This window comes from Desulfoluna butyratoxydans, from assembly GCF_900699765.1.
Taxonomy (GTDB): domain Bacteria; phylum Desulfobacterota; class Desulfobacteria; order Desulfobacterales; family Desulfolunaceae; genus Desulfoluna; species Desulfoluna butyratoxydans.
Genome location: NZ_CAADHO010000019.1, coordinates 1 through 23,743 on the forward strand (window position 1 = coordinate 1; position 23,743 = coordinate 23,743).

Sequence of the window (23,743 nt, forward strand, 5' to 3'; positions counted from 1 at the left end):
GTAAGGATATGGAACACAAAAAACACGTTTACCTTAACCCTGAAAAGGTTGTTTCTGAGGGCCTCGGATTGGTCGCGGCTTGATGTGTATAGGCGACAACTATCTTGACAGCCACCGCCATAGAAACCGACCGAAGTCATGGCGCCCTTTTTTTTTGCGTCACCGATTTACTGCCCCTCGAAACGCCACCCGGTGCGGGAGCCGCACCCTACAATCCGCGATACCGCTCGGTGTTCCGTAAGGGGGCGCCGTGTGCACCGCAAACGCTCCATCCCTATAAACCGACCGAAGTCATGGCGCCCTTTGTTTTTTGCGTCACCGATTTACTGCCCCTCGAAACGCCACCCGGTGCGGGAGCCGCACCCTACAGCCCGCGATACCGGACGGTGTTCCGCAGGGTGCGCCGTGCGCACCGCAAACGCCCCATCCTAGAAACCGACCGAAGTCATGGCGCCCTTTTTTTTTGCGTCACCGATTTACTGCCCCTCGAAACGCCATCCGGTGCGGGAGCCGCACCCTACAGCTCGCGATGCCGGTCGGTGTTCCGTAGGGTGCGCCGTGCGCACCGCAAACGCCCCATCCACAGAAACCGACCGAAGTCATGGCGCCCTTTGTTTTTTGCGTCACCGATTTACTGCCCCTCGAAACGCCACCCGGTGCGGGAGCCGCACCCTACAGCCCGCGATGCTGCTCGGTGTCCCGCAGGATGCGCCGTGCGCACCGCAAACGCCCCATCCATAGAAACCGACCGACGTCATGGCGCCCTATTGTTTATTGCGTCACCGATTTACTGCCCCTCGAAACGCCACCCGGTGCGGGAGCCGCACCCTACAGCTCGCGATACCGGTCGGTGTCCCGTAGGGTACGCCGTGCGCACCGAAACGCAGATTATCCAAACAAAAAACCCCCGGCAGATCGCTCTGCCGGGGGTTTTCTATTTTAAATCCGTTTGTGCTTTTTTCTTATGCACCTGCGGGGGCGTTCGCTTTTTTGCCGGGGATGAAAAGGGCTACCATGGTGCAGCCGAAGAGCACCATGCAGTAGTGGACGTTGCCCACCACGGCAAGGGGCGAAATCTTGAAGATGGAGGCGGCCAGGAGGATCTGGGCTCCCCAGGGGATCAGGCCCTGGCAGATGCAGGCAAAGATGTCCAGCGTGCCTGCGGCTCGCTTGGGCTCCACGCCGTTGGCTTCGGCGATGTTCTTGGCCACGCTGCCGGTGACGAGGATGGCCACGGTGTTGTTGGCCGTGCAGAGGTTGGTGAGAAAAACGAGGATCCCGATGCCCATCTCGGCGATGGCGGTGCCGCCTTTGCTCGAGGCCACGTGGCGGATGGCGTTGGAAACCACACGCTCAAGGGCCAAAAGGCCGCCCTGGGCTTTCATGAGCTCCCCTAAGCCCCCGATGAAGATGGAGAGGATGAAGATCTCCTGCATGCCCGTGAACCCGTTGTAGATCTCCTTGGCAAAGGTGAGGAGGGTGAAGTCAGGGGTGGTCATGAACCCGGCAAGACCCGCCAGGATGATGCCGGAGAAGAGCACGGCAAAGACGTTGATGCCGGAAACGGCCATCACCAGGATGGCTGCGTAGGGCAGGGCCAGGAGAAAGGAGGCGTCCTTGGCCTCGGCCACGGTGGTGCCTTTGGCCTGGAAGAGGAGCAGGACAATGGTGATGATGGCAGCAGGAACGGCCACGGCCACGTTGACCCGGAATTTGTCCTTCATTTCGCACCCCTGGGTCCGTGTGGCGGCGATGGTGGTGTCCGAGATGATGGAGAGGTTGTCCCCGAACATGGCGCCGCCGGTGACGGCCCCTGCGGTGAGGGCGATGGAGAGGCCCGCCTCACCGGCCACGCCCAGGGCAATGGGGGCCAGGGCCGCGATGGTGCCCATGGAGGTTCCCATGGCCGTGGAGATCAGGGCGCCCACCACAAAGAGACCGGGCAGGAGAAAGGAGGCCGGGATGATGGAGATGGCCACAGCCACCACCGCGTCCACGCCGCCGGTGGCTTTGGCCACGGCGCTGAAGCCCCCTGCAAGGAGATAGATCATGCACATGGCCATGATGTTGCTGTGTCCGGCGCCTTTGAGAAAGCGCTCCACAGTGTCTGTGAGGCCCTGCCTGGACAGGAGAACCGACAGGATAATGGCGGGCAGGGCTGCCACCGGAGCTGCCACCTGGTAGAACGCGAAGCTGGTGCCCACGCTTTGAAAATAGAGCCCGCTCCCCACGAAAATGGCAAGGAAGAGACCCAAGGGAAGGAGCGCTGAGACGCGCGGTTGGGTGGAAATAATCCTGTTCACTGTTGTTCACCTCGATAACATCTATATATTTCAATTGATTGCCGGAATTTTAGAAAAAAGACACCTTATCAGCATCCTAAGGGACAGTCAAGGTGCTCGGTTAACCATTTTTGCCGATTGGGTTGACAGTCGCGGGGTTGACAGAGGTAACAACGGTTTTGGCTTTTCCTTGATGATTGACATATCCCGGTGAATTAGGTATATCGTCAAATTTCTGGATCCCCTTTTTTAAACTTTTAAAGTTTGAGGCGGGGGATATTGAAAGTCTGGATCTGAAAGATGTGCCGTGGATTCGACAGGGCGGGCTTTTTGTTTGACGATACACAATCGATATCCACGACGGAAAAGAGGTTGCATGAAACAGCGAGATCAATGGGGAACCCGTTTGGGGTTTATCCTGGCGGCGGTTGGGTCCGCCATCGGCATGGGGAACATCTGGCGATTTCCCTACATGGTGTATGAAAACGGGGGCGGAGCCTTTCTGATCCCTTACTTTGTTGCGGTCTTCACCGCCGGTATCCCCCTTCTGATCCTCGAATTCGGGGTGGGGCAGAGACACGCCGGGGCCACCCCGGTGACCTTCCGTTCCCTTAACAAGAAGTGGGGATGGCTGGGCTGGTGGCAGCTTCTCGTCTGTTTTGTCATTGCAAGCTACTACGTGGTGATCATTGCCTGGTCCTTCTCTTACTTTACCTTCTCTTTCAACCTCGGTTGGGGTGAAGACACCAGCGGCTTCTTCTTCAAGGAGTACCTCCATCTCTCGGACGGTCCCTTTTCCATGGGCGGTATACAGTGGCACATCCTGGCCCCCCTGGCCGCGGTGTGGCTCACCTGCTGGGGCGTTCTCATCTGCGGTGTTAAAAAGGGCATTGAGGCGGCCAACAAGTTTTTCATGCCCGCCCTGTTTGTCATGGTTATCCTCATCATGGCCCGCGCGGTGACCATGCCCGGTGCGGTGGACGGCCTGAACTGGCTCTTCAAGCCGGACTTTTCCGCCCTCGGCGATATCAAGGTGTGGGCGGCTGCCTTCGGTCAGGTCTTCTTCTCCCTGAGTATCGGCTTCGGGATCATGATCACCTACTCCAGTTATCTGTCCGGTGATTCGGACATCAACAACAACGCCTTTATGACCGCCTTCATCAACTGCGGTTTCTCCATGCTCGCCGGGGTCATGATCTTCTCCGTGCTGGGTTACATGGCGGCACAAAAAGGGGTTCCCATCAAAGAGGTGGTCTCTTCCGGTGTGGGCCTGGCCTTTGTCACCATTCCCCAGGCCATCAACTTCATGCCCGGGGCCAGCTTCATCGGGGTGCTCTTCTTCCTCTCCCTGCTTTTTGCCGGGGTCAGCTCCATGATCTCCATCTGCGAGGCGTGCATCGCAGGGATCCTGGAGGGCTTCAAGATCAGCCGCAAGGCGGCCACCACCCTGTTCTGCGGCATCGGGTTTGCCGTGAGCGTCATCTACACCACCGGGGCCGGGCTCTATGTGCTGGACATCGTGGATCACTTCATCAACACCTACGCTGTTCTCCTCGGTGGTCTGGTGGAGGTGGTGCTGCTTTCCTGGTTCTTCAACCTGGAGTCCATTCGCGAGCACGTGAACCGTACCTCCGACTTCCTCGTGGGGCAGTGGTGGACTTTTTGCCTCAAGTTTTTCACCACCTTTGTGGTGGCTTACATGATGGTCATGAAATGCGCAGGGGACATTACCACTCCCTATGAAGGGTATACCGCCAGTGCCCTGGGCATCTATGGCTGGGCCGTTGTGGCATGTCTTCCCGTCCTGGCCATTGTTTTGAGCAAATGCGACCTGCTGGGTCGAAAGGAGTCGTGATATGGAAACATCTGCCGTACTGATGATGGTCTTCGGGCTGGGAGTTACCTGGGGAGGCGCCTGCTTCTGCATCGGCATCGCCCTTCGCAACCTGAAATAGCGTCATTCCGATCCATATATAAAGGAGGGCCGACCAGGCCTCCTTTGGAAAAAAAAGTGCACCAGGCGATCCCGGCCTTGTCCGGAGATCGATCCACAGTGTAAGATACTCAATGCCGTCGAGGGCTACCCGACGGCATTGTTTGTTTGACGGTGCGTATGTGCACGAATTGCGGGATGTAAGGAAAGGAGGCAGGCCATGGAATCACTTCGGGAACTCTACAGGACGGGGGTCGGACCCTCCAGCAGCCACACCATGGGCCCCAAGCGGGCCGCGGAAACCTTTGGGAGGAAACACCCGGAGGCCGCCTCGTTTCGGGTGACCCTGTTTGCCAGTCTGGCCGCCACGGGCAAGGGCCACCTCACCGATGTCGCTGTGGAGGAAGGTTTGGCTCCCAAGGCCGTTGAGATCGTTTGGCGCCCCGAAGAGCTTCTCCCCGGGCATCCCAACGGCATGCTTTTCGAAGCCATGAGTGCCGAAGGCAAGGCCGACGCCGAATGGCTGGTCTACAGCACCGGCGGGGGCGCCATCAGCGAAACCGGTATGCCGCCTGCCAGCTCCCATACCTATGACCTCACCACCATGGAAGATATCCTGGAGCATTGCCGGAAAGAGGGGATCCCTTTCTGGCAGTATGTGGAGGCGTGCGAAGGGGACGAGATCTGGGATTTTTTGCGGGATAAGCTTCACCACATGCTGGCCGCCCTGGATCGCGGCCTTGCCACCGAGGGCATCCTTCCCGGGGTACTGGGGCTCACCCGCAAGGCCTGGACCTTGCACCAGAAAGCCGTCATGAGCGGGGACCACTTCCGCCGTACCGGCAAGATCAGCGCTTACGCCCTGGCCGTCTCCGAAGAGAACGCCGCGGGGGGCACCATTGTTACCGCCCCCACCTGCGGGGCCTGCGGGGTCCTTCCTGCGGTGATCCGTTACCTCATGGAGGTGGTCGAGGCCGACGAGATTATCTTCTTGAGGGCCCTTGCCACAGCCGGTCTCATCGGGAATCTCATCAAATACAACGCCTCCATCTCCGGTGCTGAAGTGGGCTGCCAGGGAGAGGTGGGCACGGCCTGTGCCATGGCCGCAGGGGCCGCCGCCCAGATTCTGGGGGGCACCGTGCGCCAGGTGGAGTACGCCGCCGAAATGGGCCTGGAACATCACCTGGGCCTCACCTGCGACCCTGTGGCGGGCCTTGTGCAGATCCCCTGCATCGAGCGCAACGCCTTTGCCGCCACCCGGGCCATGAACTGCGCCGATTACGCCCTCTTTTCCGACGGAAGCCACCTTATCTCCTTTGACGAGGTGGTGCGCGTCATGCGGGAAACCGGCCAGGACCTGCCCAGCCCCTACCGGGAGACCGCCGAAGGGGGCCTGGCACGCGCCTACAGCAACCGGATGGGCGAGACAGACTGATTGGGTTATGTCTGGGCTGCGACCTCTCAAAAAGTTCGACAGATCAACGGCTACGGAGCGCCGCACTCCGGTGCGGCTTTTTAGGTCGTCGTCACCCGTGCCGCACAGGAGTGCGGCGCTCCACGGGGCAAGGGGCTTCGCGGGGCGGGGATGTACAGGCGCCGATGGCCAAGGACAGATCAAGGCCCAGGTTTGTTTGAAAGGCGGAGGTGGTTTGATCCGAAGAAGGCGTTTTTATCTCTCTCGTCCGTTGACCATAGATTAGGGACACATGAAAAAGAAAATTTACATCGCAGACACCGGCGGGACCATCGGGATGAAGCCGGGTGACAGGGGCTACGAGCCCTCTCCGGGGTATCTCAAGGAGCAGATGGCCAAGATGGCCGTGCTTAAGAGCCCGTCCATGCCGGAGTACCACATCCATGAGTACGACCCGCCCCTGGACTCGTCGAGCATGAGCCCTTCGGCCTGGTTTGACATCGCAGAGGACATCGCGGCCCACCACGCCGAGTACGACGGGTTCCTGGTGATCCACGGCACCGACACCATGGCCTACACGGCCTCGGCCCTTCCCTTTATGCTGGAAGGGCTGCAAAAGCCGGTGATTTTAACCGGGGGCCAGATTCCGCTGTGCGAGGTACGGAACGATTCCCGGGAGAACCTCATCACGGCCATGCTGCTGGCGGCCCGGGAGGACATCCACGAAGTGTGCCTCTTCTTCGACAACCGCCTGTTTCGCGGCAATCGCACCACCAAGTGGAACGCCGGGGGCTTTGACGCCTTTGATTCCCCCAACTTTCCTCCTCTGGGCACCACGGGCATCGACATCGAGATCAACCGGGACCTGCTGCTGCCAAAGCCCGAAGGGCAGGGTGCCCTGCGGGTGCAGCGACTCTACAGCTCCCCGGTGGCGGTGTTGCGTCTGTTTCCCGGGATTTCGGCGGCGGTGGTGAAAAACCTTCTGGCTCCGCCCATCAAGGGGCTGGTCCTGGAGACCTACGGGGTGGGCAACGCCCCGGACAACGACCCCGAACTCATGGCCGTGCTGAAAGAGGCCACAGACCGGGGCGTGGTCGTCGTTAACTGCACCCAGTGCCTGAAAGGGCGGGTGATGATGGGGACCTACGCCACGGGCTCGGCCCTTCTGGAGGCCGGGGTTATCAGCGGGTTTGACATGACCCCGGAGGCCGCCCTGGCCAAAATGTTTTTTCTCTTCAGCACCCGATCGGATGCAGGGGAGATCCGCGAGCTCATGCAGGCAAGTCTGAAAGGGGAGATGACGGCGTAGCGGCCCATGTGGCGTCCGTGTTTTTTGCCCTCGTATGTTGACAGTGCGGGGCAGATGCCTTATTGGTTGATAAAGTCAATTAAATAAGGGGTACGATCATGGCAGAAAACACAGAACAGTTTGTGCGGTATATTGATGACATTGTGTGGCGCTTCGGCATCCACGTCCAGGACAACAGCTGTTGCCACGGCATGTCCTATGCGGACATCCGGGCGCTCAAGGAGATCTCCCTTGAGTGCGACTGCTCCATGCAGGGCATCGCCCGGAAGCTGGGGTTCACCAAGAGCGGTGCCACCCGGGTGGTGGACAGGCTGGAGAAAAAGGGGCTTGCCGAAAGGCGGCGCAGCGAAACGGACGGACGGGTCTGCTGTGTCCAGCCCACGGCCAAGGGCCGGGACGCCCTGGATGAGATCAACCGCAACGCCCATGCTCGCATGGAGGAGATCGTTGCGAAGATCGATGCGCCCATGCGGGAGATTATCCTCACCGCCCTGGGCAGCTTTCTCGGTGCCGCCAAAAAGTAAGGAGGGGTCGGAAGGTACTTGCCCCGGGGAAAAAATCAAACGCGATAATCAGGAAAGGCACCGGCCGGTTTGGGTCGGTGCCTTTTTTGTTTCGGTGGCAGCGTTAAACATGGCAACGCTGCTCACCGGGTCTGACGCGCCTTACGAAGAAGAAGGGGGACGCTATTTTTCTGAGTCCAGCTTCTCTGCAACGGCTTTGCCGTATTGATATGCCGCCATGCCGTCTTTATCCGTCAAAAGGGCGTATTTCCCTTGGCTGCTGCCTGCCACACGGCTCAATCGATCGTAGAGCTTTTCAGCCCTGGCGGTTTCGTTGTGGGTCTCTGCGATATAATTCCTGGGAATATAGACGCGCTGTACGGTGACGCGAAGGGTGCCGTTATCTCCCCTTGTGGCCAGGACTTTCAGGACGCGGCCCTTGCCGTTGGTGAAATAGGATACCTTTCCATCCTTTCGGTCCATGGCTTTTTCCCCTAAGGCATAGAGGTCACTTCCCGGGACGGCCCTTTGGCCGTGCATAAAGTCAAACACATGGGCTGAGGCCTGGGTGGAAAAGATGGCGGCTCCAAGGAGTACTGCGGCAGTTGAGAGAATCGTACGTGTTACCTGGTTGAAGCATGTCATTGGTTTGTTACTCCTTTCTGATTCGATGAATGACCGGTGGTTCCGGTCCGATATAGCTCCGGTTCTTGAGACCGGGTATTGATATGCGGGTGTCATCCCGCAAGTTTCCAGAGTATTCGCAGGCCTGATACCATCAGGGACAGGGCCAGGACCATGCGGATTCGTTTCTGGTCGATGCGGTGCATGGCCCGGGTCCCGAGGATGCCCCCGCCCAGGGCGGCGACGGATGCCACCGCGCATGTCTCCAGGGAGAGGGAGCCCATGGCCGTGTAGGCCAGAAAGCCTGTCAGCGATGAGAAGGGGACGGAAAGGGCCGTCACCATGGCGATCTGCTGGGCCCGAAACCCCATGCCGTGGAGGGCGGGCACGATGACCCCGCCGCCTCCGACGCCCAGCATGCCCGAGATGAGTCCCGATACCGAGCCCAGCAGGGCGCTTCCCGCCGGCGGGCATGTGTCTGCCGTCTGTTTCGCGGATTGCCGGGCCGGGCGGACAATGACCAGCCCGGACAGGATCATGAAACAGGCGAAGGCTCCCTGGAGGATGGTCTGGGGAATCTGGGTGGAGATCCAGGCCCCTATAGGTGCTGCCGGAAGGGAGCAGGCAATGAGGGGCCACCAGGGGCCGGGTTTGAGCTGTCCGCTTCGAAGGTTGTGGACCGTGGCCCCGCCCAGGCTCGCCACGTTGACAAGGAGCGCCACGGGCCTGGCCGTGATCGGGGGGACGCCCACGGCCATGAGGGCCGGGACCAGGGCCACGGCGCTGCCCACCCCGCCCAGGGCAAAGAAAAAGCTCAGTGCAAAGGCCAGGGCGGCAACGGTCATCAGCAGCATGTGCGGCACCCGCACCCGGGCGTGGCCTCCATTGCTCCGCGTATGCCTGCGGCATGCAGGGGGCCGGGTTTCAGCATCTTGGCCATTTCGGGCAGTCCCTGGGGGATGATGGAGACCTGGTCAAATCCCCTGGCGATGAGGTAGGCCATGGCCACGCTGGGGCGCCAGGGGCCGTCGGCAAAAAGGATCACCGGTACGTCGTCGGGGATCTCGTCAAGGCGGTCCGGCAATTCGTTCAGAGGGATGTGGATTGCCATGGGAAGGGCGAACCCTTTAACCTCTTCGCGGGTCCGCAGGTCCACCAGAAAGGCCCTGTTTTTGATAAGGCCGGGCAGGGCCGCCGGGGTGGTGGCAAATCCTCCGGTACCAAAGGCTTCGTAATCCATTTCCCTAAAATAGTTTCGTATGTTTTCCATAGTTTGCCTCAATTACATGTCTCAGGATTAACGGTTTGATGGGGTGGTGTCTTTTCGCCGATGGATTTCAGCCGGAGAAAACAGTTTCATCATCTCTTCGGAGTTTGCCAGCAGGGTCCGGGCAGAGGCAAAGCCTTCGGCCTTCAGGTAAAACGCGGCCATGCTGGCCCGAACCACCGAGGTGCAGAAGACCACAACGGCTTTGTCCTTCGGCACCTCGTCCAGGCGGTCGGGCAGCTGCTCTAAGGGGATGTGGATTGCGTCTCCGAATCGGGCGTAGGGCGTCTCCTCGTCGGTACGGACGTCGAGAAAGACGCACTGCGCTTTGTCTGCAAGGCAGTCGGCTGCTGCGGCAAGGGAGATGCCGTGCTTTTCGGTGGCAAAAAAATGAAGATCCATGGCCTTGAGGGTGTGGTCCAATTGATTCATGTGCAGGGTCCTGATTCTATCCACGACAAATGGATGTCAGAGGGTTGGCTCCCGGCGGGATCGCCGGGAGCGTTCGGGGTTTACGTGATTGATCTGCACCGGAGGGCTCAGCAGCATCCGCAGCAGGAGTTTTTCTTCTCTTTGGTCTCAGGCCGGGTTTCCGGTGTCTCCTTTGACTGGGAAGACTCGGTCTCCGAGATCTCTTCAAGTTCCATGGTGCAGCAGCTCTCAGATTTGTTTTTGCCAAAGAGTTTTCCGAACAATCCGTTTTTTTTCTCGTTGCTCATGGGGTGTCTCCTTTTGTGTTGAAACGTTTTTGGTGCGTTTTCTTGCTGAAAGATAAGGGTTAAGCTGGCATCAGGTTGAACACGTACCCGCCGATGACCGCCGTGGCGAAGATGACCGCCACCACGGAGGCCACCAGTCGCTTGCGGAAGATGCTCGCCAGCATGCTCATCTCCGGGATGGCCATACCGGCCCCGCCGATGATCAGGGCGATGACAGCCCCCATGCTCATGCCCTTCTGGGAGAGGGCAAGGCCGATGGGAATGGCGGTCTCCGCTCGGATGTACAGAGGGATTCCGATGACCGCGGCCACGGGAATGGCAAAGGGGTTTTCAGGTCCTGCCAGCCGGGCCACGAACTCCTGGGGAAGGTAGCCGTAAATGGCGGCCCCGATGCCTACCCCCACGAGGAGGTAGACCAGCACTCCGCGGAAATCGGACCATGCCGAAAGAAATGATGCCTTCAGCTTGCCCCCAAAGGTGGCGGGCACCTGCTGGCCGCCGGAGGCCATGCCGTTTTTCAGGCGAACGTGCCGGACGTGGGCGGCCCCGCCGGTTTTTTCCAGGATTACCCCGAACACAACGGATGCGGCAAAGGTGACGGTAAAGTAGATGATGCTGGCCTTAAGACCCATCATGGCCGCCACCATGGCCAGGATAATAGGGTTGAGCAGGGGGGAGGCGATGACAAAGGACATCACCGGTCCGAAGGGTGCCCCGGCGTTGAGCATGCCCAGGGTCATGGGAATGGTGGAGCAGGCGCAGAAAGGGGTGAGGGAGCCCACCATGGCTGCGATGACATTGCCCACCACGCCTCGCCGGGAGAGCCAGGACCGGAGCTTTTCATGGGGTATGTACATGAGGACCAGGGCCACGATGGTGCTGATGCCAAGGAACAGGACCGTCAGTTCGGCGGTGATGAACGCGAAGTACCCAAGGGTCTTTGACAGGGAGTTCATGGTAAATCCATCCTTTTGATTGATATTGTCAACTAATTGAATAAAATTTTTTGCCCCATTTGGGGGCGCCGGTCGCCACAGGCGGACTCGGAGTTGTCATTTTAAGTACATTCACGGAAACAACCCGCGGTCGATGTGAATTGTTTCGTTGTTATGATCAACTATAAAACCTTCGGTTGATAGTGTCAACTATTTGGGCCGGATATTTTTTTGTTATCGTGTTGGGAAGAGGTCAATTGATTGTTTTTTTGTGGCGGTTCGCTTTGTACGGGATGGCTCTCTGGCGCTGGCGCGGAATGCGTGGGGATGGTGGTGTGGGATGAAAAGGGGGCCGTATCGACCCACGGTTCTGAAAGAGAAGGGAGAGTGATCCGGGCTTTGGCCGGGATATTTATGGGAAAGGGTGACTCACGGTTTTTATCTCGGTCTTCCTGCCCTTGGGGTGAGTCGAAGGGACCCATAAGCGGCCCTGGTGCCCCGGCTCTGGGATTTCTATACTCATGCATTGTCCGGTACAGGGGAACTATACGAATTGAGCATGGATGCCGCAGCGCCTTGCCCCGAGGCACGAGGGGCAACGCACTGCAGCAAAAAGCTCACCTTGCCGCCGCAGTTCTTCCGGTTAACGTCAAGCAAATGACCAATACCTTCGTCGGGTTTTCAGGAGATTGAAACGGGCCTCCCCTGCAAAACCGGTTGCCACATGTCACACCCCACGCGAATGCTCTGATAACGCACTCAGAATAGCTGCCTCCATGCATTCGCCATAGGGTTTCCGGGTGCCTCCGGCGGGTCGCTTTTTTGAAAAAAAGCTCCGCAAAAAACGTTTATAAGAAAATGTCGGAATTGTTTCGGCGGAGCCTATGAATGATTACTTGAGACCTGTTTATCAAACCTTTTAAACGTTTGGCCCCCGGCAGGGCCGCCGGAGGCATAAGCTGAATAGTTACCGTTTGTTTTATATCTGTTTCATCCCTTAGAACACTCCGCCCTTATCCTGGATCTCCGTAAAGGAGTGGAAAGGCTGGGGACGATTCTTTTCAGTCTGTATGCGGTTGTACATGGCCTGGACGCTTTCCGGGACGTCGGGCATCTGCTCCGGGGTCCGTTTGGTGAGCTTTGCGGCGCCTTCGGGGCAGGTGGTGGTGCAGAGGCCGCAGCCCATGCATTTGTTGGGGTGGATGGATGCCTTGCCGTCGATGATGCGAATGGCCTTGAACATACAGCGGTCCAGGCAGGTGCCGCAGCCGGTGCAGGCCTCGGTGTCCGGGGTATTGATGTAGGAGGCCTTGGTGAGCTGGTTGTGGAGCCCAAGGTGCACCACGGTGGCCATGATTCCGCAGCTGCACTTGCAGCAGTTGCAGATGTAGTCCAGGTCCCCGGCCGAGTTCTGGGTCTGGGTGACCAGGCCCTCACGATCGGCCATGTCCATGATGGCCAGGGCCTCTTCTTTGGTGATCTCTTCTGCCCGCAGGTCGTTTTCGATGAAAAAATCCGCGCATCGGTTCAGGGAGAGGCAGGTGCGGACGGGGTGGTCACAGCCCCGGCCCTCTGCCTTGGATTTGAGGCGGCAGAGGCAGTCGGTGAGGGCGATGCGGTCCGCCTCCAGGATTTTTGTCTTGACCACGTCGTGGGGGAGGATCTCCTGGACGGATTCCACGCTTTTTTCCACGGGAACAATGCGAAAAAGGGAGGTCTTACCGCCGAACACCTCCAGGCCCATGGCCTCCATCATGTACTGGTTGTGCAGGTCGGTGTACTCCTTGTCCAGCCGATTGATCTGGTACTCGTAGGTGCCCACGATGTAAGGGGCCAGGACGTAGTGGCGCTCACCGTTGACGGTGGTGGTGATGAGAAGGCCCCGTTTCCCCATGCGGTCCAGCTTTGCCTTGCAGGCCTCGGGGTCGGCACCGGTTTTTTCGGCCACCTGATCCGCCCGCTGGGGGGCCGGGGTGAGGCTCAGTGTCAGCTCGGCCTCTTCGGGCTCGTACATTTTTTTCAACAGGGCGATATCCACACCACTTTCCGTGGGGGGAAATCCCATGGGAAGTTGGTTCAAGTGTTCCTGGAGCTTTCTGTACACGGAATCCGGCATGGGGTCTCCTTGGGTGTCAGGGGTTGTTGTGGGCTGTGAAGGCGATTCCGGGGCTGGGAAGCCGCCCTTTCAGGGTGGGCGCAGCGCCCGGGCATGGGGTGATCATGCCGCGTCCCAGGCAAAAGGCTATCGGAAGATGGTCGGCTTTGTCAATATGGTTGATGTACGAAGTAATAAATTGTGCTGTGTTGCAGTAAAGATAAGGGCTTTTTTGTAATTTAAAGGGCAGAGCCAACGTGTGTGATGATGAAAAAATATTGTATGCATACAAACTAATTGAATCCGCGTATTTGGATCCGGAATTGCTCTTTCCCTGTAGAGAGCCGTGTTGATATTTGCTGAAAAACGGTTTAACTATTTCCACTAAACGTATAAATAATTGATGCATCACAACCAATGAATATGGCTTTTAACGGGGGTTTTGAACCTTTTGACAGGGTTCCCCCGAAGGTAAGTAAATACGGTGGGCGTTGGTGGCTGCCGTGAAGATAAGTCAGTAAAAGGGAGGGATCGTATGGCTGTGGAAGAGATGGAGCGAGAACGCAATGCACAGGTCAAAGTGATGAAATATAAGGACCTTTATGCCTTTTCCGGCCCCTCTGTGGTGGCTTTTTTTGTGGTGTTCTGCATACTCCTGGCGGTGACGCCCATGGTCCGGGAGCATGCCCTTGTCACCGTCTTTTTCGGCACCGTCATCGTCGTGCTGAGCCTTTTGAGGCTGGCGGCGGCCCGAAAGGCGGCGACCTCCTACGACGAGAACCCCCTGTTCTGGAATCGTTTTTTTCTGGTATCGACCCTTGTGTCCGGCCTTGTGTGGGGGAGCGTGTGCATGCTGGTCATTCACTGGTACGGGGCCACTTCGGCCTACAGCCTCTATGCCATGGTGATGACCTGCGGGCTGGTGGGGGGGTGCGTCATCTCCCTGGCACCGGAGCTGAGGCTGCTGGTGACCTACGTGGCCTGCCTGCTGGTGCCCGTCATCATGTGGGCCGCCCTGAATGCCGAGTGGGCCATCGGCGTCGTGTTTCTGACCTATATCCTGGGGATGATGGGGGTGGGAAAGAAGACCAACGACTCGTACCGCCTGAACATTGAAAACTCCGTACTGCTGGACGAGCGGGCTGCAGATATCACCATGCTGGTCAATGAACTGAGGGAAAAAGCAGCGGAGCTTACCGGCACCTCCGAGGAGCTTCGGGACATCTCCGAAGAGATGGTGGGGGCCTCGGAAGAGACCACCACCCAGATCGGCGGCGTGGCGTCGGACGCTTCGTCCATGCGCGAGAACACCGCCGCCATTTCAGCGGCCGTGGAGCAGGCCTCCCACAACATGGAGCTCACCTCGGCCTCCATGGAAGAGATGGCCCGTGCCGTAACAGAGATCGCCGGCCAGTCCGCCCGGGCCATGGAGATCTCCACCCAGGGCGTCAACCGCTCCGAAGAGGCCTCACGGGAGATCAAGCGACTGGACGAAGCGGCCCGGGAAATCGGCAAGATCACCGAGGTGATCACCGAGATCTCCGAGCAGACCAACCTCTTGGCCCTCAACGCCACCATTGAGGCAGCCAGGGCTGGTGAGGCGGGCAAGGGATTTGCCGTTGTGGCCAATGAAATCAAGGCCCTTGCCCATCAGACCGCCGAGGCCACCAGCGGCATCCGCGGCCAGGTCAAAGGGATCCAGGACGCCACCGCCGACTCCACAAAGCAAATCACGGCCATCTCCGAGGTCATCGGAAACATCAGCACCATCGTCAACGGCGTGGCCGCAGCCATCGAAGAGCAGTCGGCCTCCACCCGTGAGATCGACGTGAACGTGGGGGAGATGAACGACGGCATGGGCGATATCACCGCCAAGGCCGCAGAGAGCAACCTGGCCAGCGAAACCATTCTGGGGCGCATCGAAGAGGCCGCCACCCAGACCCATGGCAACCTGGAGAACAGCCGCAAGGTCATGGACAGCGCTAAAGAGGTCCTGGACATGGCAGACAGCCTCAACCAGGCCGTGGTCCGCCTGTCGGCGTAGCCCGGATATTTCATGAGAAAACGGCAGGATTAAGCCGGTGAGTTGCCATTGTGACATATCCTGGGCAGAGGAGCCGGGAAGGCCATGGAGCAGAACAGCGAAGAAAAAACACGCGACCAGATCAAGGCCTTTGTTGACCTGGCGCATCGGGACATTCTGGAAATCGGGTGCGGGGACGGCCGGTTGACCGAATGGCTGGCAAGGGAGACCTCTTCCCTTACAGCCATTGACCCTGATGAGAAGAGGGCGGCGAAGGCAAAGGGGACTGTCCCGGGGGCGGAGGTTGCCGTCGGGTCCGGCGAGGCCTTGGCATTTGCCGACGCCTCCTTTGACATCATCCTCTTCAGCCTGTCACTTCATCACCATCGGGATTGCAGCAAAGCCCTTGCCGAGGCGTGGCGGGTGCTCCGGGACCGTGGGAGCCTGCTGGTGCTGGAACCCTTAAATGATGAAGGTATGGGGCAGGTGTTTGCACTGCTCCACAACGAAGACCGGGAAAAGGCGGCGGTGCGCCGGGCCATTGATGAAAGTGACTGGGTGGTACGCCGCAGTGAGACATTTGAAAGCCGGTGGGTTTTCGAGGGCCCGGAAGAACTCCATGAATGGGCTTTCGGGTATTTCGGCATGGCCTTTGACCCGGAGCTGGCAAAGCAGATGGCGGAACAGCCCGATGTGGACCTTGACGCCCGGCCCATTGTCCTCACGGAAGTCCAGGAGCTTCTGCTGCTCGGGAAACCCGCGTGATCTTAGCCGGTTTGCCTGGCGTATCAATGATAAAAAAAGCCCCTGTCGCTTGTGACAGGGGCTTTTGTCGTTGGGGTAGCCTGTTCAGCTTTTAGTGGGAGCCGCCTTTATAAAGGGTCTCCATGACGGAGTCCACGTTGAATTTGGCGGGCTTCTGGCGCGGCGGGTACTCTTTCAGGGTCGCGATGAACTTACCCACAACATGCTGGGCCGGGGTCAGGAGGAACACGTGCTCCACGTACCAGCGGCCGTAGTTGTTGGAGTCGGTGTCGGCCCGCTCGTAGGGGTCGCTCCTGAGGTTGAAGATCTTGGGAGCGCGAAGCCAGACAAAGGGCTCTTGCCACACGTCGATCTTTTTCGCCCGCTGCTCGGCAAAGACGATCTTCCATTGGTTGTAGCGCAGGCCCACCAGCTGGGCGTCGTCATTAAAGTAGAAGAAGCTCTTTCGGGGGGCTTCTTTTTCTTTGCCGGTGATGTGGGGCAGGAAGTTGAAGCCGTCTAAGTGAACCTTGAACTTTTTGCCGGCGGCTTTGTGGCCTTTGAGGAGTTTTTCCGTGATCTTCTCGTCACCCACGGCTGCCATGAGGGTGGGGACCCAGTCCAGCATGGACATGATCTCGTTGGAGACAGTTCCGGGCGGGATTTTTCCGGGCCAGCGTACCATGGCAGGCACCCGGTATCCGCCTTCCCAGTTGGTGTTCTTCTCGCCGCGGAAGGGGGAGATGCCGCCGTCCGGCCACTCGTTGTAATGGGGGCCGTTGTCCGTGGTGTAGACCACGATGGTGTTCTCTTCCAGGCCCTGGGCCTTGAGGAAGTCCAGGAGGTCGCCCACCATCTTGTCGTGTTCCACCATGCCGTCGGCGTATACGCCCAGGCCCGTGACGCCCTGGCTCTCTTTTTTCAAATGGGTGTAAAAGTGCATGCGGCTGGGGTTGAACCAGGCAAAGAAGGGTTTGTCTGCTTTTTTGGCCCGCTCGATGAAGTCCTTGGTGGAGGCGAGGAACTCTTCGTCCACGGTTTCCATGCGTTTGCGGGTGAGGGGGCCTGTATCCTCAATTTTGCCGTCGGCCGTGGATTTGATGACGCCCCTGGGGCCGAATTTTTTACGGAACTCGGGGTTCTTCGGGTAGTCCTCGTGCTCGGGCTCCTCCTCGGCGTTGAGGTGGTAGAGGTTGCCGAAGAACTCGTCGAAGCCGTGGGCCGTGGGCAGGAATTCGTCCTTGTCGCCCAGGTGGTTTTTACCGAACTGGCCGGTCATGTAGCCGTGGGGCTTCAGGAGCTCGGCCAGGGTGGGGTCTTCGGCCTGGATCCCCAGGTCTGCACCGGGAAGGCCCACCTTGCTGAGCCCCGTGCGAACCGGGCTCTGGCCTGTGATAAAGGCGGAGCGCCCGGCAGTGCAGCTCTGTTCTGCATAGTAGTCGGTGAACATCATGCCTTCGTTGGCCAGTCGGTCGAGGTTTGGGGTCATGAAGCCCACAAGCCCCTTGCTGTATGCGCTGACATTGTGGACGCCCACATCGTCGGCCATGATCACGAGGATGTTCGGCTTTTTAGCGGCCGAGGCAGGGCACACAGCGAGGACCATCGCAACGGATGCGGCGATGACCGCGACCATCAATTTGCCAGTTTTCATAATCGGCTCCTTGGTTAAGGGGTGACGCGACGATTTTCCACGAAAGGGTCATCATCGGCAAAAAGACGATTTGGTTGTTGCAGGGGATTACTCTTGAGAAGGAGGGGGTAGATAAGTTTTTAAAATAATATCTTTTTTTATCTGGTTTATCAACGGTAAACCAACGAATGTCCATGTGCTGTGTTTTTTTCCTTTTCTCAGAGCTGACGTCTTACTCCGTCTCCACGGGGGAGGAAGGCACAGCAGACACGTGCCGGAGGTAATTGAGGAGGTCGTATCCGGTTCGATTGGACGGATGCTTTTGGATCATGGCCCGGGCCACCAGGACGGCGTCGTCATACCGCTGGTTTTTGATCAGGTGGTCGGCCAGGGCCAGGAGGTAATCGGCATGGTCCGGTTCCAGGGCAAGAGCCCGGAGCAGGGAGGCTTCGGCTTCCGCATTTTCCCCCATGTGCTGCAGCAGCAGCCCCAGGTTGTAATGGATGCGGGACCGCTCCGGCAGGCCCTCTGCCGCCTGGCGGAGCCAGGTTGCGGCTTCGGCGTATTGCTTCTCTTCGGCCAGCAGAAGCCCCAGGGAGTATGCCATGTGGTAACGCTCTGGGTGGGTTTTCAGGATATCCCGGAACAGCGAAACGGCCCCCTGGTTGTTGCCCGTGCGGTTGTAGAGCATGGCCAGGTTGTTTTTGGCCGGAAAGAACTGGTCGTCGATGCGGATGGCTTCGCGGTATTGGGCGATGGCGTTGTCCGTGTCTCCCAGGGCATCGTGCATGATGGCCAGGTTGAACCGGCCTGACGCGAAATCAGACGCATATTCCATGGCTTCGCGGTATTCGTCGATGGCGGTGTTGAAGACGATTTTCTGGTTGGTGTCGAGCTGCTCCCTGTGGACGGGGGCCAGGCACAGAGCCGCCTGGATGCGTACGGCTTTCACCGGATCGTAAAGCAGCGGGGTGATGAGCCGGGTGGTTTTTTCATGCCCGGTGAGGTTCAGAGTAGCAATACCGGTGTGGCGGATCAGGGCTTCGCTGTCCGACAGGGACTCCTCCAGCACGGCCATGACCTCATTATCCATGTAGCGTTGCAGCAGGGAGAGGGCTGTGGCCCTTACCACCGGCGGTCTTAACTGGTCCCTGGAGAGCCGGATCAGCTCCTTTTTTGCCTTTGGGTTGCCTTTCCGTGCCTCGGCAAAGGTGGTGCCGTAATGGGCCCGTTTTCTCAGCCCGTACCATGTCTGGGTCCAGTTGGCGGACCACTGAACTGTTTTGTCTCCGTGGCAGCCTGCGGCGTTGCAGGCGTTGGGGGTCTGAAGGGCAAGGCTCAAATCGGGCCTGGGGATCCGGATGCTGTGGTCGGCTCGCATGTCGATGCCCATGTAGGGGCTTTCGGGCATGTGGCAGCTGATGCAGTCGTCTCCTTTGCTGGGCTTTCCCTTGTCCACGGCTTTGTGGAAGTGGTGGTCGGGGGTGTCGTAGATGTCCTTGCGGTGGCACTGGAGGCACAGGTCGTTGCCATCCAGTTTTCGCTCCAGGCTGTGGACGTCGTGGCAGTCGCTGCACATGACCTCCCTCTGGTACATCTTGCTCTGGGTAAAGGATCCGTAGACATAGACTTCGTCTAAAATCTGCCCGTCGGGGTGGTAGAGCCCTTCGTTGAGAAGGGAGGGGATGACGCAGTCCATGATGTCGTCGTCCCGGTGGTTAAAATCCCCAAAAGAGGCACGCCGTGAGTGGCAGCGGGCACAGATGGCGAGTTGGGCCTCGGGGGTGATGTCCCGGGTGTCCACCAGTAAATGGTAGTTTTCCGTTTTTTCCCGGCCCATGTCGGGCTTTTCAGCCCAGGCCACGTGGGCGGAGCCCGGCCCGTGGCACGCTTCGCAGCTCACATCAATCTCGGCCCAGGTGGTGTTGAAGGTGTCGGTGCGGTGGTCATAGCCCTTGCGGAGATGGGTGGAGTGGCATTCTGCGCACATGCCGTTCCAGTTCTGGGCCGCGTTGGTCCAGTGGAGCCAGTCGTCGGGGTCGTCCGTGTGGTTGGGAAGGGCGTACCATCTTTTTTTCTCCACGTCCCAGGCGATGGTGAGGCACTGGTACCGGCCCCCGGGAAAGGGCACCAGGTACTGCTGGAGGGGAAAGACACCAAAGGTGTGGGTGATTTGAAAATCGTCGTTTTGTCCGTCCGGTCCCAGGGTGTTGACGTAAAAGGCGCCGTTGTCCTTGTAAAACCGGGTGGTGATTCCGTTTTGGGTGAACACCGCGTTATTAAAGTCCCCGAGAACCGTGGCCTCGGTGGCCGTGTCCATGGCCAGGTCGTGGTGGGAGTTACGCCACTTGTCGTACTCGGGCTTGTGGCAGCCGATGCAGGCCTGCCTGCCCACAAAGGTGGGGGCGGCGGGGGCCGGGGCCGGACGGGTTCGGCGCAGGTAATCCGTCTTCAGGACATACAGCGGAATGGCCAGGACAATGACCAGGGTGGCGATGACACCTGCCTGGCTCCAGCGTCGGTGCTCAGGTCGATTTTGGGTGAGGTCAGAGGGCATGGCCTTTTCCGGTGGTTTCTGCTCAGGCATAGGCGATTTGCGAAGGGTCCAGGACGTTGCGACGGATTGTCCTGCTTGTGTCCACGGTGATCACGCCGTTTTCGATGGTCACGGGGTGAATGTCCAGGGGGCGTGGTGCCGGTGGGCTGATGACGCCTCCTGCCCTGTCAAAGGCCGAGGCATGGCAGGGGCAGATGAACTTTTTCTCCTCATCGTCCCAGGGCACGGTGCAGCCCAGGTGGGTGCACTTGCGGGAGATGGCAAGGACCCCGCCGTCCTCCAGGCGGGAGAGGTAGAACCGGCCCCGCACAAAGGCGGTGACCGATCCCATGGGAAAATCCTCCAGTTTTCCGGCCACAATGAGCATGTCAGACGGGGCGGCCTGTGAGGTTTTTTTGCCGGGCCTGAGAAACCCGGAGGCAATCCAGAGGAATTCGCCGGCGGCCATGAGCCCGAGAAAGGCCCAGACGGTTTTGAGGAAACTCCGCCGGGGTGGTGTGGGCTGCTGGCGTTCGGTGTGGGTGGTCTGCGTGGTCATGGAATCTGTTTTCTCCGATGGTCAGTGGGCAAAGGGGTGGACAAGCCCCATGCCTTCTCCCCTGAACCAGACACCGGTGAGGGTGAGAAGGGCAAATGAGACAACAGCCAGGGTAAAAAGGGCCAGGGTTGTTTCGTTGTTCGTGGTGGCGAAGCGCCGTTTGATGATCCGGGTGAACACGGCCAGGGCAACGCAGGCTGTTACCGTGGGCAGGATGCCCTCGGTGACCACGGGATTCAGGCCCGGAAACCATCCGGAAAGGCCGGGGGCGTATTCGCTCAGCACCACGGTGGCAGGCACCGCGACCCCTGCGGTGAGGGTGGCGGTGATCCCCGCTTTTTTTCCCTGGGAAGAGAAAAACCAGACGCCCCCCGAGGGGGTGTCGTATCTGCGATAGGGCAGGCCCAGGCAGAGGAGCAACAGGGCCGCAGGGATAAAGCACACCGCAAAGGTGGGGTGGACATGCAGGAGCAGCTCCTGGAACCCCATGAAGTACCAGGGGGCCTTGGCCGGATTCGGGCTGAGCCCGGGGTTGGCCATTTCCCCCAACGGCGCGTTAAACGCCACCGAGGTTGCCATGACAACGGCCACGAGAATCAGGGCCACCACCGCTTCCCTCACCGCGAGGTTGGGCAGGGTGGCCACCATGGTCGGGCGTTGATCGTCGGAGGCGCTGGGTGGAAGCACCACCCCTCCGGCCTTTCGGATACGCCAGAAGTGCCAGGCCATGAGGATGATCATGCTTCCGGGCAGGACCGTGGTGTGGAGGGTAAAAAAGACCATGAGGGTGTGGGAGCCGGTTTCGTCGCCTCCCTGGAGGGTGGCCTGGATCCAGCCACCGGCAAGGGGGATGTACTCGGTCATGCCCGTGGAGATGGTGACGGCCCAGTAGGACAACTGGTCCCAGGGCAGGAGGTACCCGGTGAAGTTGGAGAGAAGGATCCCGGTAAAGAGGCACACACCGATGACCCAGTTGAACTGGCGCACTGTGTGAAAGGCCCCGGTATAAAAGACCCGCAGCATGTGCAGGAAAGCGGCGAAGATAAGGAAGTTGGCGCTGACGTAGTGGATGTTCCGGACCAGCTGCCCGAAGGGGACCTCGTTTTGCAGGGTCAGGACAGATTGGTAGGCTTTATCGGGAAAGGGCTCGTAGACAAAGAGGAGCAGCATCCCGCTTGCGGCCAGAAGGGAAAAGAGCACCGCGCACATGCCCCCCAACCCCCAGGTGAGGGTAAAACGCAGGGCCTCCAAAGGAACCCGTCTGGGGTGGATATGCAGGACCAGGTTTTCATAGGCAGCCCAGCCCCTTTTGTGCTCGGTTCCCGGGCGCACGGGGGGATGGGAAATGGAGCGTCGCAGTCGGGAAAATACAGTGTGGGCCTCGTCCATGGCGTTTCCGGTGTCGGTGTCGATATGGGTATGTTTGCTCTACGTAGGGGCCGGGAGGATCAGGAACATGGTGTCTGCGCGAGACTCTGGAGGCAGCAGGGGATGGCGAATGAAGCCTGGGGCTTCGGTTGAACTTAGCTCCTGGAATACTACAATGTTTTTCCATAAAATCAAGATCAATAGTGGCTGGCCCGGCAGGCAGTCATGGAAGGGAAAACCGGTTGCGCCTCGGTCAGGAGGGGTTCAGCCCGGGTAACCCGTTTTCAGCGCGCTTTGTTTTTTCCTTTTTAAGCAGGCGGCGACGGGATGTGCAAAGGGCTTTAAAAAAGGCGGGGGCATCCCAGGACGGTCCCTGGCTGCCGGAGGATTGGAACAACTGCCGTTGCAGGCGGTTTGCCTGTTCTGCAAGGGGCGGGTTTCGGGTGATGTCGCTGAGGAGGGCCGGGGTAAGGGCGCAGGGGGCTTTTGGGGTGGTCTCCAGCCACGTGAGAAGGGCCCCGTAGGCGGCGGCAGGGTCCTTGGCCCGGCAGGCTGCTTTTATTGCCTTGAAACAGGCTTTCTCCGCGCGTTTTCTGGTTTGTAGCCATGGAATCAGGAGAGCGCCCAATACGGACCGGTATTTTATCGCCGCTCCAACGCACAGCGCGAGGACAATACCCGAAAAAAGGAGCCACGGCACGGCCCGGTTCCAGGACGACAGGGGCAGGGGGGCGTCGGTTCCTGTCAGGAGGCTGGGATTGGCCTTGACCTTGAGGGTCACGGCCGGAAGGGTTTCCACCTTGAGGCTGTCGTCATTGAGGTCCCACCAGTGGACCGTTACCTCCGGGAAGGTGACGGTTCCCTTGGCTTCACACACATAGGTAATGGTCTCGGTTCGCTCTCCGGTGAAGTCTCCACGGTCTGTCTTGTCGTTGACAAAGGGCTCTTTGGGGTAGATGCCCACGGAGCGGATGTCGGGGACCTCAAGGGGCGGGAAGGCCATGCCCGGAACGTCATCGGCCCGCATGGTGATGCGGCGGGTAAAGGCATCCCCCACCCGGGCCTCTTGCGGGGGCGGTTCCCACGCTTCGGTGAGCTCAAAAGCTGCCGTGCAGATGAGCGCGGAAAGGCCTTCAGCCCCCGGGGGCATAACGGCATCCAGAGTGAGGGGCTCGGTCTTCAGCGTGACCTCCCGGGGCGGCGCCGCACCCGGACCGGCGGGATAAAAGCGCACGTCAAAGGGCTTAATGACCCGCTTGCCCGGCCGCTGGGCAAACAGGGCGAACTCATGGCCCTGGACACTGTAGGTGACGCCGTCTGTGGTTTCCGTGCTGTTGATGCCGAAGGTGTTGAGCTTCAACGCGATAACGCCGGGTATCTCGGGTATGTCAAACCCGGGGGACCCGGAAAACCGGGTGGTGGTCATCAGCTCGATGGAGAGGGTCACCCTCTGGCCCACCTTGACCGTGCCCTCCGGGGCAAGGGAGACGCGGATTTTTTCTGGCAGCGCTTCAGCGCCGACACGGAGCGGCAGGAGAAGGGCCACCCCTAAGAACAGCAGGCAAAAACGCCGGAGGCGGAGTCTTGGTGGAATCATCTGGGGTGTGTTTGCGGTGGCTGTGGGCATGATGGGTTCATTTTTATGGGTTTTAGACATGGGGCGCCTCTTATGGAGCGCCGCACTCTTGTGCGGCTTTTTTCGTGAGCCGATACGTTTGCCGCACTGGAGTGCGGCGCTCCAGACGCTTTGGATTCCTTTACCGTCGGAGGTTTTTACCTCAGCCTGCGTTGACCGAAAC

Annotated in this window: 20 protein-coding genes; 7 read left to right on the forward strand and 13 right to left on the reverse strand. The window is 59.3% G+C overall.

Annotated features, from left to right (window positions below):
- Positions 1-962: 962 nt before the first annotated feature.
- Positions 963-2,303 carry a Na+/H+ antiporter NhaC family protein gene (locus MSL71_RS26025; RefSeq protein ID WP_180147362.1) on the reverse strand — a complete coding sequence of 447 codons (1,341 nt, stop codon included), beginning with the start codon at positions 2,301-2,303 and terminating at the stop codon, positions 963-965.
- Between the two features lie 355 nt (positions 2,304-2,658).
- Between MSL71_RS26025 and MSL71_RS26030 the strand changes: the two genes are divergently transcribed.
- The 5 genes from MSL71_RS26030 to MSL71_RS26050 all read left to right on the forward strand — a co-directional run bounded on the left by MSL71_RS26030 (position 2,659) and on the right by MSL71_RS26050 (position 7,462).
- Positions 2,659-4,137 (forward strand): sodium-dependent transporter, encoded by a 1,479-nt coding sequence (locus MSL71_RS26030; protein WP_180147366.1) that lies wholly within the window; start codon positions 2,659-2,661, stop codon positions 4,135-4,137.
- Position 4,138: 1 nt separating this feature from the next.
- On the forward strand, positions 4,139-4,237 hold the full coding sequence (locus MSL71_RS26035; protein ID WP_139163969.1) for a MetS family NSS transporter small subunit: 99 nt from the start codon (positions 4,139-4,141) through the stop codon (positions 4,235-4,237).
- A 198-nt stretch (positions 4,238-4,435) separates the two neighbouring features.
- A complete protein-coding gene (locus MSL71_RS26040) occupies positions 4,436-5,650 on the forward strand; it encodes an L-serine ammonia-lyase, iron-sulfur-dependent, subunit alpha (RefSeq protein WP_180147368.1) in 1,215 nt (404 codons plus the stop codon).
- 271 nt (positions 5,651-5,921) lie between these two features.
- Entirely contained in the window at positions 5,922-6,938 is a 1,017-nt protein-coding gene (gene ansA / locus MSL71_RS26045; RefSeq protein WP_180147371.1) for an asparaginase, read from the forward strand.
- Positions 6,939-7,036: 98 nt separating this feature from the next.
- A complete protein-coding gene (locus MSL71_RS26050) occupies positions 7,037-7,462 on the forward strand; it encodes a MarR family winged helix-turn-helix transcriptional regulator (RefSeq protein ID WP_180147374.1) in 426 nt (141 codons plus the stop codon).
- Between the two features lie 162 nt (positions 7,463-7,624).
- Here MSL71_RS26050 and MSL71_RS26055 read toward each other — a convergent pair whose 3' ends face one another.
- From MSL71_RS26055 to MSL71_RS26085, 7 genes are all read right to left on the reverse strand, one after another.
- On the reverse strand, positions 7,625-8,086 hold the full coding sequence (locus MSL71_RS26055; RefSeq protein WP_180147377.1) for a hypothetical protein: 462 nt from the start codon (positions 8,084-8,086) through the stop codon (positions 7,625-7,627).
- Between the two features lie 92 nt (positions 8,087-8,178).
- A complete protein-coding gene (locus MSL71_RS26060) occupies positions 8,179-8,919 on the reverse strand; it encodes a sulfite exporter TauE/SafE family protein (RefSeq protein WP_180147381.1) in 741 nt (246 codons plus the stop codon).
- Positions 8,910-9,335 carry a rhodanese-like domain-containing protein gene (locus MSL71_RS26065; RefSeq protein ID WP_180147384.1) on the reverse strand — a complete coding sequence of 142 codons (426 nt, stop codon included), beginning with the start codon at positions 9,333-9,335 and terminating at the stop codon, positions 8,910-8,912. Before MSL71_RS26065 ends, MSL71_RS26060 begins: the two co-directional genes overlap by 10 nt.
- Positions 9,336-9,362: 27 nt before the next feature.
- The gene (locus MSL71_RS26070) at positions 9,363-9,764 is read right to left on the reverse strand and encodes a rhodanese-like domain-containing protein (RefSeq protein ID WP_180147387.1); all 402 of its coding nucleotides are present in this window, start codon (positions 9,762-9,764) and stop codon (positions 9,363-9,365) included.
- 107 nt (positions 9,765-9,871) lie between these two features.
- Complete coding sequence (locus MSL71_RS26075; protein ID WP_180147390.1) at positions 9,872-10,051, reverse strand: hypothetical protein; 180 nt, start codon at positions 10,049-10,051, stop codon at positions 9,872-9,874.
- 59 nt (positions 10,052-10,110) lie between these two features.
- Positions 10,111-11,007 (reverse strand): permease, encoded by an 897-nt coding sequence (locus tag MSL71_RS26080; RefSeq protein WP_180147392.1) that lies wholly within the window; start codon positions 11,005-11,007, stop codon positions 10,111-10,113.
- Between the two features lie 976 nt (positions 11,008-11,983).
- Complete coding sequence (locus MSL71_RS26085) at positions 11,984-13,102, reverse strand: 4Fe-4S dicluster domain-containing protein (protein ID WP_180147394.1); 1,119 nt, start codon at positions 13,100-13,102, stop codon at positions 11,984-11,986.
- Between the two features lie 514 nt (positions 13,103-13,616).
- Between MSL71_RS26085 and MSL71_RS26090 the strand changes: the two genes are divergently transcribed.
- Together MSL71_RS26090 and MSL71_RS26095 are read left to right on the forward strand one after the other, a co-directional pair.
- Positions 13,617-15,125 carry a methyl-accepting chemotaxis protein gene (locus tag MSL71_RS26090; RefSeq protein ID WP_180147397.1) on the forward strand — a complete coding sequence of 503 codons (1,509 nt, stop codon included), beginning with the start codon at positions 13,617-13,619 and terminating at the stop codon, positions 15,123-15,125.
- 84 nt (positions 15,126-15,209) lie between these two features.
- A complete protein-coding gene (locus MSL71_RS26095; protein ID WP_180147400.1) occupies positions 15,210-15,869 on the forward strand; it encodes a class I SAM-dependent methyltransferase in 660 nt (219 codons plus the stop codon).
- Between the two features lie 91 nt (positions 15,870-15,960).
- Here MSL71_RS26095 and MSL71_RS26100 read toward each other — a convergent pair whose 3' ends face one another.
- The 5 genes from MSL71_RS26100 to MSL71_RS26120 all read right to left on the reverse strand — a co-directional run bounded on the left by MSL71_RS26100 (position 15,961) and on the right by MSL71_RS26120 (position 23,601).
- Positions 15,961-17,502: an arylsulfatase gene (locus MSL71_RS26100; RefSeq protein WP_180147403.1), complete on the reverse strand. Its 1,542-nt coding sequence runs from the start codon at positions 17,500-17,502 to the stop codon at positions 15,961-15,963.
- A 211-nt stretch (positions 17,503-17,713) separates the two neighbouring features.
- A complete protein-coding gene (locus MSL71_RS26105; protein ID WP_180147406.1) occupies positions 17,714-20,038 on the reverse strand; it encodes a tetratricopeptide repeat protein in 2,325 nt (774 codons plus the stop codon).
- 22 nt (positions 20,039-20,060) lie between these two features.
- On the reverse strand, positions 20,061-20,576 hold the full coding sequence (locus tag MSL71_RS26110) for a QcrA and Rieske domain-containing protein (RefSeq protein ID WP_180147409.1): 516 nt from the start codon (positions 20,574-20,576) through the stop codon (positions 20,061-20,063).
- A 21-nt stretch (positions 20,577-20,597) separates the two neighbouring features.
- A complete protein-coding gene (locus tag MSL71_RS26115; RefSeq protein ID WP_180147412.1) occupies positions 20,598-21,965 on the reverse strand; it encodes a cytochrome b N-terminal domain-containing protein in 1,368 nt (455 codons plus the stop codon).
- Positions 21,966-22,197: 232 nt separating this feature from the next.
- On the reverse strand, positions 22,198-23,601 hold the full coding sequence (locus MSL71_RS26120; RefSeq protein ID WP_180147415.1) for a BatD family protein: 1,404 nt from the start codon (positions 23,599-23,601) through the stop codon (positions 22,198-22,200).
- Between the last annotated feature and the right edge of the window lie 142 nt (positions 23,602-23,743).

What these genes read in the sequence shown, in the direction of transcription:
- MSL71_RS26100 (WP_180147403.1), bottom strand. Translation starts at nt 17,502, where the DNA reads ATGAAAACTGGCAAATTGATGGTCGCGGTCATCGCCGCATCCGTTGCG.
- MSL71_RS26055 (WP_180147377.1), bottom strand. Translation starts at nt 8,086, where the DNA reads ATGACATGCTTCAACCAGGTAACACGTACGATTCTCTCAACTGCCGCA.
- MSL71_RS26110 (WP_180147409.1), bottom strand. Translation starts at nt 20,576, where the DNA reads ATGACCACGCAGACCACCCACACCGAACGCCAGCAGCCCACACCACCC.
- MSL71_RS26075 (WP_180147390.1), bottom strand. Translation starts at nt 10,051, where the DNA reads ATGAGCAACGAGAAAAAAAACGGATTGTTCGGAAAACTCTTTGGCAAA.
- MSL71_RS26030 (WP_180147366.1), top strand. Translation starts at nt 2,659, where the DNA reads ATGAAACAGCGAGATCAATGGGGAACCCGTTTGGGGTTTATCCTGGCG.
- MSL71_RS26060 (WP_180147381.1), bottom strand. Translation starts at nt 8,919, where the DNA reads ATGCTGCTGATGACCGTTGCCGCCCTGGCCTTTGCACTGAGCTTTTTC.
- MSL71_RS26115 (WP_180147412.1), bottom strand. Translation starts at nt 21,965, where the DNA reads ATGGACGAGGCCCACACTGTATTTTCCCGACTGCGACGCTCCATTTCC.
- MSL71_RS26040 (WP_180147368.1), top strand. Translation starts at nt 4,436, where the DNA reads ATGGAATCACTTCGGGAACTCTACAGGACGGGGGTCGGACCCTCCAGC.
- MSL71_RS26095 (WP_180147400.1), top strand. Translation starts at nt 15,210, where the DNA reads ATGGAGCAGAACAGCGAAGAAAAAACACGCGACCAGATCAAGGCCTTT.
- MSL71_RS26035 (WP_139163969.1), top strand. Translation starts at nt 4,139, where the DNA reads ATGGAAACATCTGCCGTACTGATGATGGTCTTCGGGCTGGGAGTTACC.
- MSL71_RS26085 (WP_180147394.1), bottom strand. Translation starts at nt 13,102, where the DNA reads ATGCCGGATTCCGTGTACAGAAAGCTCCAGGAACACTTGAACCAACTT.
- MSL71_RS26070 (WP_180147387.1), bottom strand. Translation starts at nt 9,764, where the DNA reads ATGAATCAATTGGACCACACCCTCAAGGCCATGGATCTTCATTTTTTT.
- MSL71_RS26050 (WP_180147374.1), top strand. Translation starts at nt 7,037, where the DNA reads ATGGCAGAAAACACAGAACAGTTTGTGCGGTATATTGATGACATTGTG.
- MSL71_RS26065 (WP_180147384.1), bottom strand. Translation starts at nt 9,335, where the DNA reads ATGGAAAACATACGAAACTATTTTAGGGAAATGGATTACGAAGCCTTT.
- MSL71_RS26105 (WP_180147406.1), bottom strand. Translation starts at nt 20,038, where the DNA reads ATGCCCTCTGACCTCACCCAAAATCGACCTGAGCACCGACGCTGGAGC.
- MSL71_RS26090 (WP_180147397.1), top strand. Translation starts at nt 13,617, where the DNA reads ATGGCTGTGGAAGAGATGGAGCGAGAACGCAATGCACAGGTCAAAGTG.
- ansA (WP_180147371.1), top strand. Translation starts at nt 5,922, where the DNA reads ATGAAAAAGAAAATTTACATCGCAGACACCGGCGGGACCATCGGGATG.
- MSL71_RS26080 (WP_180147392.1), bottom strand. Translation starts at nt 11,007, where the DNA reads ATGAACTCCCTGTCAAAGACCCTTGGGTACTTCGCGTTCATCACCGCC.
- MSL71_RS26120 (WP_180147415.1), bottom strand. Translation starts at nt 23,601, where the DNA reads ATGTCTAAAACCCATAAAAATGAACCCATCATGCCCACAGCCACCGCA.